The sequence below is a fragment of the Microcystis sp. BLCC-F210 genome (genome assembly GCF_042134685.1).
Lineage (GTDB): Bacteria > Cyanobacteriota > Cyanobacteriia > Cyanobacteriales > Microcystaceae > Microcystis > Microcystis aeruginosa_D.
In genome coordinates, this window is record NZ_CP169647.1 from 3,437,800 (window position 1) to 3,452,945 (window position 15,146).

15 protein-coding genes, 1 pseudogene and 1 riboswitch are annotated in these 15,146 nt (G+C 40.1%); of the genes and pseudogenes, 5 read left to right on the forward strand and 11 right to left on the reverse strand.

What is annotated here, in order from left to right; all coding sequences use genetic code 11:
- Positions 1-365 precede the first annotated feature (365 nt).
- The 4 genes and pseudogenes from ACE3JL_RS16520 to ACE3JL_RS16535 all read left to right on the forward strand — a co-directional run.
- Positions 366-578 (forward strand): annotated as a pseudogene (locus ACE3JL_RS16520) (hypothetical protein); the annotation flags it as partial.
- Between the two features lie 113 nt (positions 579-691).
- Entirely contained in the window at positions 692-1,321 is a 630-nt protein-coding gene (locus ACE3JL_RS16525; RefSeq protein WP_375327941.1) for a DUF3782 domain-containing protein, read from the forward strand.
- 113 nt (positions 1,322-1,434) lie between these two features.
- On the forward strand, positions 1,435-2,022 hold the full coding sequence (locus tag ACE3JL_RS16530) for a DUF3782 domain-containing protein (RefSeq protein ID WP_375327942.1): 588 nt from the start codon (positions 1,435-1,437) through the stop codon (positions 2,020-2,022).
- A 113-nt stretch (positions 2,023-2,135) separates the two neighbouring features.
- Complete coding sequence (locus ACE3JL_RS16535) at positions 2,136-2,723, forward strand: DUF3782 domain-containing protein (protein WP_375327943.1); 588 nt, start codon at positions 2,136-2,138, stop codon at positions 2,721-2,723.
- 355 nt (positions 2,724-3,078) lie between these two features.
- On the opposite strand, the gene ACE3JL_RS16540 is transcribed toward ACE3JL_RS16535, so the two are convergent.
- The 10 genes from ACE3JL_RS16540 to ACE3JL_RS16585 all read right to left on the reverse strand — a co-directional run bounded on the left by ACE3JL_RS16540 (position 3,079) and on the right by ACE3JL_RS16585 (position 12,737).
- On the reverse strand, positions 3,079-5,649 hold the full coding sequence (locus tag ACE3JL_RS16540) for an SUMF1/EgtB/PvdO family nonheme iron enzyme (protein WP_375327944.1): 2,571 nt from the start codon (positions 5,647-5,649) through the stop codon (positions 3,079-3,081).
- 185 nt (positions 5,650-5,834) lie between these two features.
- Entirely contained in the window at positions 5,835-6,539 is a 705-nt protein-coding gene (cobI, locus tag ACE3JL_RS16545; protein WP_271990639.1) for a precorrin-2 C(20)-methyltransferase, read from the reverse strand.
- On the reverse strand, positions 6,536-7,162 hold the full coding sequence (locus tag ACE3JL_RS16550; RefSeq protein WP_375329622.1) for a precorrin-8X methylmutase: 627 nt from the start codon (positions 7,160-7,162) through the stop codon (positions 6,536-6,538). The genes cobI and ACE3JL_RS16550 overlap by 4 nt, the downstream gene beginning before the upstream one ends.
- Position 7,163: 1 nt before the next feature.
- Complete coding sequence (cobG, locus tag ACE3JL_RS16555) at positions 7,164-8,588, reverse strand: precorrin-3B synthase (protein ID WP_271990637.1); 1,425 nt, start codon at positions 8,586-8,588, stop codon at positions 7,164-7,166.
- Positions 8,589-8,644: 56 nt separating this feature from the next.
- Positions 8,645-8,801: riboswitch (cobalamin riboswitch) on the reverse strand.
- Complete coding sequence (locus tag ACE3JL_RS16560) at positions 8,775-9,377, reverse strand: DUF3782 domain-containing protein (RefSeq protein WP_375327945.1); 603 nt, start codon at positions 9,375-9,377, stop codon at positions 8,775-8,777. Its footprint overlaps the riboswitch before it by 27 nt.
- Before the next feature lie 57 nt (positions 9,378-9,434).
- On the reverse strand, positions 9,435-10,049 hold the full coding sequence (locus ACE3JL_RS16565; protein WP_375327946.1) for an NERD domain-containing protein: 615 nt from the start codon (positions 10,047-10,049) through the stop codon (positions 9,435-9,437).
- Positions 10,050-10,106: 57 nt separating this feature from the next.
- The gene (locus tag ACE3JL_RS16570; RefSeq protein WP_375327947.1) at positions 10,107-10,721 is read right to left on the reverse strand and encodes a DUF3782 domain-containing protein; all 615 of its coding nucleotides are present in this window, start codon (positions 10,719-10,721) and stop codon (positions 10,107-10,109) included.
- 57 nt (positions 10,722-10,778) lie between these two features.
- Positions 10,779-11,393, reverse strand: coding sequence for a DUF3782 domain-containing protein (locus ACE3JL_RS16575; protein ID WP_375327947.1), 615 nt, complete (start codon positions 11,391-11,393; stop codon positions 10,779-10,781).
- A 57-nt stretch (positions 11,394-11,450) separates the two neighbouring features.
- Positions 11,451-12,011 (reverse strand): NERD domain-containing protein, encoded by a 561-nt coding sequence (locus tag ACE3JL_RS16580; RefSeq protein WP_375327948.1) that lies wholly within the window; start codon positions 12,009-12,011, stop codon positions 11,451-11,453.
- Positions 12,012-12,068: 57 nt separating this feature from the next.
- Complete coding sequence (locus ACE3JL_RS16585; protein WP_375327949.1) at positions 12,069-12,737, reverse strand: DUF3782 domain-containing protein; 669 nt, start codon at positions 12,735-12,737, stop codon at positions 12,069-12,071.
- A gap of 63 nt (positions 12,738-12,800) precedes the next feature.
- On the opposite strand from ACE3JL_RS16585, the gene cbiE reads away from it, so the two are divergent.
- Positions 12,801-14,069 carry a precorrin-6y C5,15-methyltransferase (decarboxylating) subunit CbiE gene (cbiE, locus tag ACE3JL_RS16590; RefSeq protein ID WP_375327950.1) on the forward strand — a complete coding sequence of 423 codons (1,269 nt, stop codon included), beginning with the start codon at positions 12,801-12,803 and terminating at the stop codon, positions 14,067-14,069.
- Positions 14,070-14,320: 251 nt separating this feature from the next.
- Here the strand turns inward: cbiE and ACE3JL_RS16595 are convergent, their stop codons facing one another.
- Positions 14,321-14,755, reverse strand: a complete 435-nt coding sequence (locus ACE3JL_RS16595; protein WP_271988574.1) for an endonuclease domain-containing protein — start codon at positions 14,753-14,755, stop codon at positions 14,321-14,323.
- Between the last annotated feature and the right edge of the window lie 391 nt (positions 14,756-15,146).

Sequence of the window (15,146 nt, forward strand, 5' to 3'; positions counted from 1 at the left end):
CAAGCGAGCTAGAAGCTTTACCCACACAGGCTTCTAGCTTCTCTCGCCCAAAATAGATCGATTTATTATCGATAAATGGGAGCTAGTGCGGAAAACTTATTCGATCAAAAGCTCTAGAAAGCTTATGATGTATGGATTTCATGGTTCTTGTCCCCCTCTCAGGTGGCAAATCTTTTACCCATGAGCTATTTCCTCATTAATTTTCATGAACAACAGTGAGACTAAGGCTAATTATAAATTATATAGAGGTAGCAGCGACTAAGTCTGGGTACTGGCAGTGCGGGACGGTGCTATAGCGATTTCGTCACCCTATTCAGAAATATTTGTCAAGTACAATTTATACCAAATTAGATGAGCTTACCCTGAAAGATATTACACAATTAAAAAGTATTTTGCAACGTTTTCGCAGCTTTTTTCCTGAACACAAAGATAAAAAACTCTATGGCATACTAGCATCGGTTGACTTATCCAACGAATTACGGGAAAAAATTCTGCAAGAAGGGTTTTATGTGGCTCGGATTTATGGCCAAGTATTTGAACTCGATATTCCTGATAATTTTCAACCTCGACCTTATTAAAAATTGAAATGTAATCGCTCTATCTTAGCTAAAGGCAGCAACACTTTTTTCTTCATGAATCGGCAAAATTCAGTAAAATAAGAATAGACCACATCAGAGGGAAAAAATTATCTATGACGACTACATCCGAAGACGTATGGCAAATCTTAGCCGAATTAGCCACTGCTCAAAAAGAAACTGACAAACAACTCAAGGAAACTGACCTACTATTGAAGGAAGTTAGTCAACAACAGAAGGAAAACGCCCAACAACAGAAGGAAACCGAGCGACGACAACAGGAAACCGACCGACAACTCAAAGAATTAGGACGGCAAATTGGGGGACTCGGAGCCAAATTCGGCAGCTTTACCGAAGGACTTGCTCTTCCCTCAATGGAAAAGATTCTTAGACAACGGTTTGGTATGGAAGTTATCAGTCCCAGTGTGCGAGTCAGTAAAGATGGACAACACCTAGAAATTGATGTTCTTGCCTATACCAATGGTGAGCTAAATACTGCCTATATCGTCGAGGTTAAAAGTCATGCTAGAGAAGAATCTATTACACAATTAAAAAGTATTTTGCAACGTTTTCGCAGCTTTTTTCCTGAACACAAAGATAAAAAACTCTATGGCATACTAGCATCGGTTGACTTATCCAACGAATTACGGGAAAAAATTCTGCAAGAAGGGTTTTATGTGGCTCGGATTTATGACCAAGTATTTGAACTCGATATTCCTGATAATTTTCAACCTCGACCTTATTAAAAATTGAAATGTAATCGCTCTATCTTAGCCAAAGGCAGCAACACTTTTTTCTTCATGAATCGGCAAAATTCAGTAAAATATTAATAGACCACATCAGAGGGAAAAAATTATCTATGGCAACTACATCCGAAGACGTATGGCAAATCTTAGCTGAATTAGCCACTGCTCAAAAAGAAACTGATCTACTATTGAAGGAAGTTAGTCAACAACAGAAGGAAAACGCCCAACAACAGAAGAAAACTGACAAACAACTCAAAGAATTAGGACGGCAAATTGGGGGACTCGGAGCCAAATTCGGCAGCTTTACCGAAGGACTTGCTCTTCCCTCAATGGAAACGATTCTCAGACAACGGTTCGGCATGAAAGTTGTTAGTCCTAGTGTCCGAGCAAGCGAAGATGGACAACACCTAGAAATTGATGTTCTTGCCTATACTAATGGTGAGCTAAATACTGCCTATATCGTTGAGGTTAAAAGTCATGCTAGAGAGGAATATATTACACAATTAAAAAGTATTTTGCAACGTTTTCGCAGCTTTTTTCCTGAACACAAAGATAAAAAACTCTATGGCATACTAGCATCGGTTGACTTATCCAACGAATTACGGGAAAAAATTCTGCAAGAAGGGTTTTATGTGGCTCGGATTTATGACCAAGTATTTGAACTCGATATTCCTGATAATTTTCAACCTCGACCTTATTAAAAATTGAAATGTAATCGCTCTATCTTAGCCAAAGGCAGCAACACTTTTTTCTTCATGAATCGGCAAAATTCAGTAAAATATTAATAGACCACATCAGAGGGAAAAAATTATCTATGGCAACTACATCCGAAGACGTATGGCAAATCTTAGCTGAATTAGCCACTGCTCAAAAAGAAACTGATCTACTATTGAAGGAAGTTAGTCAACAACAGAAGGAAAACGCCCAACAACAGAAGAAAACTGACAAACAACTCAAAGAATTAGGACGGCAAATTGGGGGACTCGGAGCCAAATTCGGCAGCTTTACCGAAGGACTTGCCCTTCCCTCAATGGAAACGATTCTCAGACAACGGTTCGGCATGAAAGTTGTTAGTCCTAGTGTCCGAGCAAGCGAAGATGGACAACACCTAGAAATTGATGTTCTTGCCTATACTAATGGTGAGCTAAATACTGCCTATATCGTTGAGGTTAAAAGTCATGCTAGAGAGGAATCTATTACACAATTAAAAAGTATTTTGCAACGGTTTCGCAGCTTTTTTCCTGAACACAAAGATAAAAAACTCTATGGCATACTAGCATCGGTTGACTTATCCAACGAATTACGGGAAAAAATTCTGCAAGAAGGGTTTTATGTGGCTCGGATTCATGACCAAGTATTTGAACTCGATATTCCTGATAATTTTCAACCTCAAACCTATTAAAACCTCAAAGGCGATCTTGGATAATAATAGATCTTTTTCATAGTTTTCTTATGGTACAGTGGATGTTGTGGCTTTTTTATCAATTTTTAGATGGAAGTGGAAAAAAGAATAAAATTGGCGAGCGCCATATAGAATATATCTGTGAATAAACAGGAAACGAAGTTATCTTAATGAAAAATAAGCAGGGTAAAGTTATCGGCTTTGAAAAAATTAATTACGCAATTGCTGAAAACACCAACCTTAAATTTTCCTTAGAAACTGCGATTACTATTGAAAGTTAAAAATTGCTAAGTAACTATTTGTGCGCTATCAAGTTCGATCTCATTGAATGAGTCATCAGAAGTAAAAACTAAAGTTATAGGTGAGTTATGGGTGGGTTGGGGAGATCGCACACAACCCGAAACCCGTGTCCGTAGCCGAGAACATCCATGTCGCCGCGATACGCGGAACGGCAAAGTCCGGGATAGGAGTCACAAGCGCCGCCACGGAGTGATGATTTGATACATAGATAATTACCCCATGGAATACTGCCATTTTTTTTAATATTGTCTGGTTTGGTTGCATAACTTGCGTCATATTCATCCGCACACCATTCCCAAACATTGCCGTGCATATCATAAATTCCCCAAAGATTAGGTAGCTTTTGCCCAACAGGATGAGTTACATTATCTGAATTATCAATAAACCAGGCATAATCTCCTAGTTGACTTTCATCATCGCCAAAACTAAATCGGGTTTCTGTGCCAGCGCGACAGGCATATTCCCATTCTGCTTCTGTAGGCAAACGGTAGTTTTTTCCGGTTAACTTGCTCAGTTGTTTACAAAAGACTTCAGCATCATTCTTACTAACAGATTTTACTGGGTTCTGGGGATTTCGTGAAAAACTTGAACTAGCTTTTTCCATCACCGCTTGATACTGTGCTTGGGTGATAGGATATTTGCCTATCTGAAATGCTAGCACAATTACTTCATGTATCGGTTTTTCATCTTCATACTCATTAGAACCCATGTTAAATTTACCGGCGGGTATATCCACCATTTCTAAGTGAAAGTCTGGAGGCAATGAGGTAATATTTTGGCTAATTTTTATATTTTGACTAATTTGTTTTCGTTGAATAGGCTCATTAGCTGACCGAATTATCTTGGGTGATACTTGTAATAACTTATCAACATTTACCTCTGCCAAGCTAAATTTAGAGTTAGCTGCCGATTTTTCATGACCGTAAGCCATTAAAGCTTTAAGCTTAGTATGACTACCCCAATAGCGAATCGACTCTTCATATTCTTGGGTTTTTTCTTCATCTAGTGCAAATTCTTCTAATTTTGCTAAAATTTTCTTATCATTTTCCAAATCTGATAATAACAATGGCCATTTTAAACTAATCGCAGTAAATTTGCCTAACTGTTCAAAAGTTAGAGAAGGAACTAACAAATTATCATTCTCACCTCGCTCCTCAAAAAATAAACCAGTCTCATTAGCGATATAAACCTTGAGACGAAAGACATTGATAAAGTGTTTAATCCGTCGCGGATTGTAATCCAATGCGGGAGCCACCATTAAAATGACATCCCGCACTCTTTGGGACTCTTTATCAAATATGACTTGAATCGCTTCTAATCGCTTGATTGCTTTCTCTTTTTCCTTTTGTACAGCTTCTATTGTGGTATCATGTGAAGATGAGGGGTTTGATTCCCTTATTGGAGAAATGGAAACCTTCTTAGAATTATTTCTCGGTGATAAAGCTGACTTACCCCAGAATGACTGAAAAAATGGAAAACGAGGTTTAGCTGGCTGTAAATTGGGAGGAGTTGAAGTAGCAAGCTGAATCAAAAAATGCTCAAAATCTGACTGGGATGGTTGGGGAACTAAAAAGGGAAGCTGGACAAACTTTTCAATAAAGGTATAACCATAAGCTAACCCTTTATTAGCACTACGTCTGGCCAAAATATCAGGATCAATTTCTGTGGTTTCTGACGGTAAATACTTGAGAATGTTTTCGTATTTTACCGCTAAACTAGCGGCTACTTTTTCTCTGTCCATTCCTAAAATAAAGACCACTGACGGATCATCAGCAATCATCAAGTTAATCGCTTGCATCAAGTCCGCTGATTTTGGATGTTCACAACGATCTAAATCGTCAATAAATACATATACCCGATCATTGCCAACATAGGCATCGACAATTTTAGCAAAATCTTCATGAAATTCTTCTACAAATGCAGATTGTTTTTTATAATCTGGGGCTTCTATGTATTTAATTAGGTTGTTTTTGGGGTTTTGGATTAACCTTTGAAAATTTCTCAATAAACTCTTAATACCAGCAAAAATTCCTGCTCCTGATAAAGTTAAACCTCCGGCGGTAAATAACAGTTTAAAAACTGAATTAATTTTGCTCCAAAAAACATCTTGAGAGGTTGTTGCTCTGATTAATTCGTTAATTCCTTCAACTCCATAAACGATTAAAATAAAGGGAATGGCAATTGAGGCACAAATCACAAAAATTATTACTGGTAAAGCTTTAATTAATTCAAATAAGCCTTTTTCTAGGTTAAAACGCAATAATTGTAATTTAAAATGTCCTAGGATAACTCGAGGCAAATCTCGCCAATTTTTGGGCGTAGAAATCTGCTTAATAAAAGACAGTGCAAAAGCCGCCCATACCGACTCCGCTTTATCGTGTCGCCAAGCATTAAACCAAACCGTCCGACCTCCCTTTTTTCGTAAATATTCCTCCAACATTTTCATAAAAGAAGACTTGCCACTACCCCACTCTCCCTCAACCGATAAAGTTAGGGGTGGTTGTGTCTGCTCATGCAACAAAAATTCAGCGATCGCTATTACATAAGGCTCAAATCCGAGAGCATCATTATTAGTAGCTTGATCGCTGACGCTAGTATTGCGGATAGATTCAGGAGAATCGGACATGGTAGTTATTTTTAGGTGACAGAGAAGGGAGAAGAAAATAGATTACCTTATCAATCCGAGAAACGCGATATATAACCTCCTGTGGAACAAAAAAGCAATGAAGAAAAGACATTTTCATCATATCATCTAAACCCGATGGGTTCTGTCAGGTAGGGGATAGAGGATTTAACTTAGTGTCTATAGAGTTATTGGGGTTTAGTTTTACTAGGAATCAGAATTAATGACCAGTAAGTAGCAGCCTCTGGATCGACTTCTGTAATCGGAATAATTTGCTGATTGGGTAGGGTTGCTCGTTCGATGTAGAGGGCGCGTTCTAATAATCCTAATTCCTGGAGAATATCACGAACTTTAGCGAAATGTCTGCCTAATTTAATAATTGCCGCTGCATCGATAAATGCTAGGCGATCCCGCAATATTTCCGCCTCTAAAGTAGCGGGCATGATACTAAATACGTCATTTCGATAAGTGATAGGCACACCCAGCATTGCTGCACTTGCCATCACTGAAGAAATACCAGGTACAACTTCAATGGAAAAGCGATCGCACAAGCGATTAAAGATATACATAAATGTGCCATACAACATCGGATCGCCCACACATAGAACCGCCACATCTCGACCTAAGTTTAACTGTTCGGCGATATTTTCGGCGGCAATATCATAATGAGGTTGAGAACTGCGCTCGACACTAAAAGGCAAAGGCATGGGAATTTCTATCTGCTCGGGACGGATAAAATCCGAGACAATTGCCCGTGCCAAAACTTTGCCACTTTCTAAGGTAGGATAAGCAATTACTGGAACAGTTGTGAGAATCCGGTGTGCTTTTAGCGTCAACAATTCGGGATCACCGGGCCCGATTCCTAATCCATAAAGTTTGCCTAATTTATTCATAATTCGTTCTCTTTTGCTAAAGCATTGACTGCCGCTGCTGCGATTGCGCTTCCTCCCCTACGTCCGTGTAGGGTAATAAATGGCACACCACGACTATTAGTTGCTAATTCTATTTTTGACTCTGCCGCTCCTACAAATCCCACGGGAAAGCCCAAAATCAAAGCCGGTTTAGCTACATTTTGATCGAGCAATTCTAGTAGGTGAAAAAGTGCGGTTGGTGCATTACCAATGGCTACCACTGCTCCAGCTAAATGAGGTCGCCAAAGTTCTAAAGAGGCAGCGGAGCGGGTATTATTAATTTGCCGTGCTAACTCGGTTATTTCTGGATGATTGAGGGTACAAATAATCGGATTATTTTTAGGTAAACGGGCTTTGGTAATGCCATTAGCGACCATTTGAGAATCACAGAGAATTGCTGCACCCCCAGCGAGGGCATTTCGTCCGATTTTAACCGCGTCCGGTGATGCTTCTAAATCTTCTGTTATGTCTGTCATCCCGCAGGAATGAATTAGACGAACTGCCACATGAGCTAAATCATCGGGGAGATTTTTCCAGTTAGTTTCAGCCCGAATAATAGCAAAAGATTTGCGGTAAATTTCCTCGCCATTCTTGATGTATTCCATTCTATTCATCTAAATTTTTCGATTTTTGGGAGCTTAAAATTTGGGCTAGGAGCGGGGGAATCTTGGTAAATTCTCCCTCAAATATGGGTGTTTCTAATAATTTTTGACTATCACCCATATAGACTTGATAAGCTTCCATTATTTGGCCATTTTCCTCGATGGTAGTTCCTAAAAGGGTAATTTCGGCCGGACTTGGTTGAGCGCAGGATTTAGCACAACCTGTCAAGTGAATATTAACAGGAGAATTGCAGGTTAAGTGTTCCTGCAAATAATCTGCCAGGAGAGAAGCATGAATTTGAGTTGCAGTGGCTGCTGCTGCACAACCGGGTTTACCGCTACAGGCAACTATCCCCGCATCCCATCCGGGAGAAGCGGATAATCCTAGTGATGCCAGTTTTGGCAACAATTCTGAGACTTTTTCATCGGGAATATCGGGTAATATAACAGTCTGCCAAGGGGTTAATCGTAACTGACCACTGCCAAAAGTTTCTGATAGTGTCGCTAATCCCCATAGTTGATTAGTCGTCAATTGTCCTAATCTTAATGATAGGCCGATATAAGACAATCCGGGTTGCTTTTGAGGATGAATTCCTAGATGAAAATAGGGTTGATTAGAATGGGCAGCTTGCTGGTATTCTTGCCCTTGTATTATGCCGGTAGAAGTCCGATGTAATTGGGAGTTAACTTGTTCGAGATATTTTGCTAATCCCCAATCTTTGAGTAGGTGTTTCATCCGCGGTTTTTTCCCCTTGATGTTGGGGTTTTGTTGAACATAATCGAGATAAACAGTTACTAAAGCTTTGACCACACCTAAACAGTTTTCTGGCTGAATTAATAAGTCCGTATCATATAATTGTTTATTTCCTGCGAGTGCTAATCGAAAGCAAACAATAGAAGTTAAAATTTTCGGATTATTGAGGGTAATTGCCGATAGCTGAATCTCATTATAGCGGTGTTGCCAGGCCATAGTTGAACCGGTGCCAATTCCCACTGCACCACCGCCATCGATCCCGATACTAAATTTAGGACTTAGTTGGACAATTGATGGATAATTTTGGATAAAATTATCTAATTCTTGGACTAATGGACGAGTATCGATCAATTCTTGGCAGTCAATTCCAGCCGTGGGACTGGACATGATATTACGCAGATGATCGATACTGGGATTATGGGCAGCTAACCCTAATTTTTGCAGGGTTTGAAATTCTTCTAAACTGGGGGATTTTTGCAGTCCGCGAATTTGCAGATTTGCCCGATTGGTAACTTGTATTGTACTCTGCCATTGTTCGAGCCAAGTGGCGATCGCTTTTCCCTGTTGAGAATTGAGCCATCCACCGGGGGTGCGGAGACGAATTAAAAACCCATCCTGGGCAGCAGTTCCATAAAATAAACCGGGACAAGCATTTGCTTTAACTAACCAATTCACCGTTGTTTGTTCTCCATGCGACGCAGAGAAGTAGTTAGAAAATTAGTTGTCTATACTACCGATCAAAAGCTTGTAATTGGTATTCTGACTCGCAAGGAAAAAGGGAAGATGTACTCTTTTTACTTTTTACCTGATTACAGCTGCGGCACAGTACCAGAATTGCACTGGACTTTCCCAAAGACAAGTTTAAGGATTATACCACGTTTTTGGTTGAAACTCAGTATCGTTAAGAATCGCTACATTTTCGCCCTTTTGTGCCAAGACAAATAAACCTTGACGATAGGCATATTTATCCGCTCCCTCTTCGATTTCAATACCTGCTACTGCCCCATATAATTGTTTGTGGTTATATTCGGGAAAAAATTGCCTAAATTCTGTTAGATTCTTGATTAATTCTTTGACATCATCTACACTTAAACTACTTTTGACTTCCACTACTAGCACATGATTTTCATTAGTTACTAACACATCAATTTCTAGGGTTTTACCATCGAGACGTTTTCTGACTCTTTGACTAACTTGATGTACGGGAATATCACGATTTAAAAATAAAGTCTCACAAGCGGGGGCTACCATATTTTCTACAAAACGTCCCCATTTACCGCCAAGATTACCAATTTCTTTACTGAGTCTAGTAATTTGGCGATCAGTTTTTAAAGATTGTTCTTTGAGAATACGCTCGGTTTCTTGAAAGCGTCGCTCGGTTTCTTGAAAGCATCTTTCTGTCTCTTTTTGAGCTTCTACTAATTCGGCTAATAATCTCCAAACATCATCGGCGGTGGTGGTCATAATTTTTCCTCTGAATTAACTTGATGATAACCTGATTATATCTTGTTTTTAAACCCCCTACCAAGTTTGCGGTTGAAACTCAGTATCGTTAAGAATCGCTACATTTTCACCCTTTTGTGCCAAGACAAATAAACCTTGACGATAGGCATATTTATCCGCTCCCTCTTCGATTTCAATACCTGCTACTGCTCCATATAATTCTTTGTGGTTATATTCGGGGAAAAATTGCCTAAATTCTGTTAGATTCTTGATTAATTCTTTGACATCATCTACACTTAAACTACTTTTGACTTCCACTACTAGCACATGATTTTCATTAGTTACTAACACATCAATTTCTAGGGTTTTACCGTCGAGACGTTTTCTGACTCTTTGACTAACTTGATGTACGGGAATATGACGATTTAAAAATAAAGTCTCACAAGCGGGGGCTACCATATTTTCGACAAAACGTCCCCATTTACCGCCAAGATTACCAATTTCTTTACTGAGTCTAGTAATTTGGCGATCAGTTTTTAAAGATTGTTCTTTGAGAATACGCTCGGTTTCTTGAAAGCGTCGCTCGGTTTCTTGAAAGCGTCGCTCGGTTTCTTGAAAGCATCTTTCTGTCTCTTTTTGAGCTTCTACTAATTCGGCTAATAATCTCCAAACATCATCGGCGGTGGTGGTCATAATTTTTCCTCTGAATTAACTTGATGATAACCTGATTATATCTTGTTTTTAAACCCCCTACCAAGTTTGCGGTTGAAACTCAGTATCGTTAAGAATCGCTACATTTTCACCCTTTTGTGCCAAGACAAATAAACCTTGACGATAGGCATATTTATCCGCTCCCTCTTCGATTTCAATACCTGCTACTGCTCCATATAATTCTTTGTGGTTATATTCGGGGAAAAATTGCCTAAATTCTGTTAGATTCTTGATTAATTCTTTGACATCATCTACACTTAAACTACTTTTGACTTCCACTACTAGCACATGATTTTCATTAGTTACTAACACATCAATTTCTAGGGTTTTACCGTCGAGACGTTTTCTGACTCTTTGACTAACTTGATGTACGGGAATATCACGATTTAAAAATAAAGTCTCACAAGCGGGGGCTACCATATTTTCGACAAAACGTCCCCATTTACCGCCAAGATTACCAATTTCTTTACTGAGTCTAGTAATTTGGCGATCAGTTTTTAAAGATTGTTCTTTGAGAATACGCTCGGTTTCTTGAAAGCGTCGCTCGGTTTCTTGAAAGCGTCGCTCGGTTTCTTGAAAGCATCTTTCTGTCTCTTTTTGAGCTTCTACTAATTCGGCTAATAATCTCCAAACATCATCGGCGGTGGTGGTCATAATTTTTCCTCTGAATTAACTTGATGATAACCTGATTATATCTTGTTTTTAAACCCCCTACCAAGTTTGCGGTTGAAACTCAGTATCGTTAAGAATCGCTACATTTTCACCCTTTTGTGCCAAGACAAATAAACCTTGACGATAGGCATATTTATCCGCTCCCTCTTCGATTTCAATACCTGCTACTGCTCCATATAATTCTTTGTGGTTATATTCGGGGAAAAATTGCCTAAATTCTGTTAGATTCTTGATTAATTCTTTGACATCATCTACACTTAAACTACTTTTGACTTCCACTACTAGCACATGATTTTCATTAGTTACTAACACATCAATTTCTAGGGTTTTACCGTCGAGACGTTTTCTGACTCTTTGACTAACTTGATGTACGGGAATATCACGATTTAAAAATAAAGTCTCACAAGCGGGGGCTACCATATTTTCGACAAAACGTCCCCATTTACCGCCAAGATTACCAATTTCTTTACTGAGTCTAGTAATTTGGCGATCAGTTTTTAAAGATTGTTCTTTGAGAATACGCTCGGTTTCTTGAAAGCGTCGCTCGGTTTCTTGAAAGCGTCGCTCGGTTTCTTGAAAGCATCTTTCTGTCTCTTTTTGAGCTTCTACTAATTCGGCTAATAATCTCCAAACATCATCGGCGGTGGTGGTCATAATTTTTCCTCTGAATTAACTTGATGATAACCTGATTATATCTTGTTTTTAAACCCCCTACCAAGTTTGCGGTTGAAACTCAGTATCGTTAAGAATCGCTACATTTTCACCCTTTTGTGCCAAGACAAATAAACCTTGACGATAGGCATATTTATCCGCTCCCTCTTCGATTTCAATACCTGCTACTGCTCCATATAATTCTTTGTGGTTATATTCGGGGAAAAATTGCCTAAATTCTGTTAGATTCTTGATTAATTCTTTGACATCATCTACACTCAAGCTACTTTTGACTTCCACTACTAGCACATGATTTTCATTAGTTACTAACACATCAATTTCTAGGGTTTTACCGTCGAGACGTTTTCTGACTCTTTGACTAACTTGATGTACGGGAATATGACGATTTAAAAATAAAGTCTCACAAGCGGGGGCTACCATATTTTCGACAAAACGTCCCCATTTACCGCCAAGATTACCAATTTCTTTACTGAGTCTAGTAATTTGGCGATCAGTTTCTTGAAAGCGTCGCTCGGTTTCTTGAAAGCATCTTTCTGTCTCTTTTTGAGCTTCTACTAATTCGGCTAATAATCTCCAAACATCATCGGCGGTGGTGGTCATAATTTTTCCTCTGAATTAACTTGATGATAACCTGATTATATCTTGTTTTTAAACCCCCTACCAAGTTTGCGGTTGAAACTCAGTATCGTTAAGAATCGCTACATTTTCACCCTTTTGTGCCAAGACAAATAAACCTTGACGATAGGCATATTTATCCGCTCCCTCTTCGATTTCAATACCTGCTACTGCTCCATATAATTCTTTGTGGTTATATTCGGGGAAAAATTGCCTAAATTCTGTTAGATTCTTGATTAATTCTTTGACATCATCTACACTCAAGCTACTTTTGACTTCCACTACTAGCACATGATTTTCATTAGTTACTAACACATCAATTTCTAGGGTTTTACCGTCGAGACGTTTTCTGACTCTTTGACTAACTTGATGTACGGGAATATGACGATTTAAAAATAAAGTCTCACAAGCGGGGGCTACCATATTTTCGACAAAACGTCCCCATTTACCGCCAAGATTACCAATTTCTTGACTGACTCTGGTAATTTGGCGATCAGTTTTTAAAGATTGTTCTTTGAGAATGCGCTCCGTTTCTTGAAAGCGTCGCTCGGTTTCTAAAGATTGTTCTTTGAGAACACGCTCGGTTTCTTGAAAGCGTCGCTCGGTTTCTTGAAAGCGTCGCTCGGTTTCTTGAAAGCATCTTTCTGTCTCTTTTTGAGCTTCTACTAATTCGGCTAATAATCTCCAAACATCATCGGCGGTAGTGGTCATAATTTTTCAGATAAATTAACTTGGCACTAACCCGATTATATCTTGTTTGAAGGATAGAGCCTGATGGCAGATAATGAAATAGTAGCGATTTTTTTTAATATGGCGAATCGCAATTGTCAGTCGAAATGGCTATCGATCATAGGAATTGGTGAAGATGGCTTAGAAGGGTTAAGTTCAGTGGGGCGAAGTCTGCTTTCTTTCGCATCAGTTATTGTCGGTGGTGAACGTCATCTGGCAATGTTACCCCCAGAGGATCAACGGCAAAAACTGCTCTGGACTTCTCCTATTCAAGACTCCATTAACGAGATTATCCGCCTTCGTGGTCAATCCGTCTGTGTTTTGGCCAGTGGTGATCCCATGTGCTATGGAATTGGTGTCACCCTCACCCGTCAGATTCCCCTGGAGGAAATGACGATTATTCCCTCTCCTTCTAGCTTTAGTCTTGCCTGTAGTCGTTTGGGTTGGTCCCTGAGTGAAGTGGAAACTTTGAGTTTGTGCGGTCGGCCCCCGGCCTGCTTGAATGGGGTGCTGTATCCCGGCGCTAAACTGCTGGTACTGAGTGCCGATGCTCAGACTCCGGCAATCGCTGCTCGGCTGCTCAGGGAGGGAGGTTTTGGCGAAAGTTCCATCACGGTTTTAGAACATCTAGGGGGAACCCGAGAACGCCACATTCAAGGCATCGCCAACGATTGGGAGTTTACAGATCTGGCAGATTTAAATGTCATCGCCATTAGCTGCATCTCTTCCCATCCCCCCACCCTGGCGCCGCGCCTTCCAGGACTGCCGGATTCTGCCTACCATCATGACGGACAGTTGACAAAAAGAGAAGTTCGTGCTGTCACGCTGAGTAGATTGGCTCCCTTACCTGGACAATTGCTCTGGGATGTGGGGGCAGGTTGTGGTTCCATTGCCATTGAGTGGCTGCGGAGCGATCGCCGTTGCCAGGGGATTGCGATCGAACATCATCCCACCAGATTACAATACATTGCCGATAATGCCGCCGCCCTGGGAACGCCCCACCTGCAAATCGTCGCTGGAATCGCACCGAGCGCCCTGGAAGATTTACCGCAACCGGACGCTATTTTTATTGGTGGCGGTATCACCACACCCCACCTATTGCAAACCTGTTGGTTAGCCCTGCGCCCCGGGGGTCGTCTTGTTGCCAACACTGTTACAATTGAAAGCGAATTAGTCCTCTTGCAATGGCATAGTAAATTAGGGGGGGAACTGCTGCGAATTGGCATTGAAAAAGCCGAACCAGTCGGCAAGTTTTTGGGTTGGAAAGCAATGGCTCCCGTAACCCAGTGGACTGTTCTGAAACCGAGATTGTAAATCCTTGATTTTGTCCTTGCTCTCTCTTGCAAAAGTTGTCAATAGAACTTTTTGGGTATTCTTTTCCTCTCTAATTAGTTAGGTGTTAAAAATTGTCAGATCCCCCTTAATAAGGAGGGATCAAAGCCCCCATTATCAAGGGGGGTTGGGGGGATCAAAGCCCCTTAATAAGGAGGGATCAAAGCCCCCCTTATCAAGGGGAGTTGCGGGGATCAAAGCCCCTTAATAAGGAGGGATCAAAGCCCCCCTTATCAAGGGGAGTTGCGGGGATCAAAGCCCCTTAATAAGGAGGGATCAAAGCCCCCCTTATCAAGGGGGGTTGGGGGGATCAAACTTCCAATTACTCCACAAACTCCCTCAAAATTACTCAAAACTTCTTGATTAGTAAAGCGGATTACTGTTAATCCATAACCTGATAAAATTTGGGTTCTTTCTAAGTCATAGTTCTGAGCATCTTCACTATTATGAATATCACCATCAATTTCAATCACTAATTTTAATTCGGGGCAATAAAAGTCAACAATAAATTGTTCAATCGGTCTTTGGCGATGAACTCTATATTGAAAATTGTTTAAGTATTCATACCAAAGTTTTCTTTCAGCTTTGGTCATGTTTTTACGGAGTTCTTTAGCTCGTTCTACGAGTTTGGGATTGTAGGGTAGATGATGATGATTGGTTAATTGCATAAGCTTACTTTCTGGTTAGTCATGTTACCGTACTTAGCCCCCCTTATCAAGGGGGGTTGGGGGGATCAAACTTAACGTGATTGCAGTTTTATTTATTAAAAAAAGAAAGATTATTTTTCAACTAATAAGTTTAGCATATATAGAGTTTTCTGTTCGCACGAGGTACATTATTAATATTGAAAAGCTTAATCAGCAAAGGTTTAACTGTGCCACCCAGGGGTGAGAACCGCTATAATAAGTAGTAGTGCAAAATTAATTTCCTAGTAAAGATAGGCAAAAGGCAAGAGGCAAAAGGCAAGAGGGGGTTAGATATGTGTAATTAATTTTGCTTAGGTACTTATCCCTTATCAAGGAGTCGTAGGCGGGGGGATGAAACTTAAAGCGATTGCGT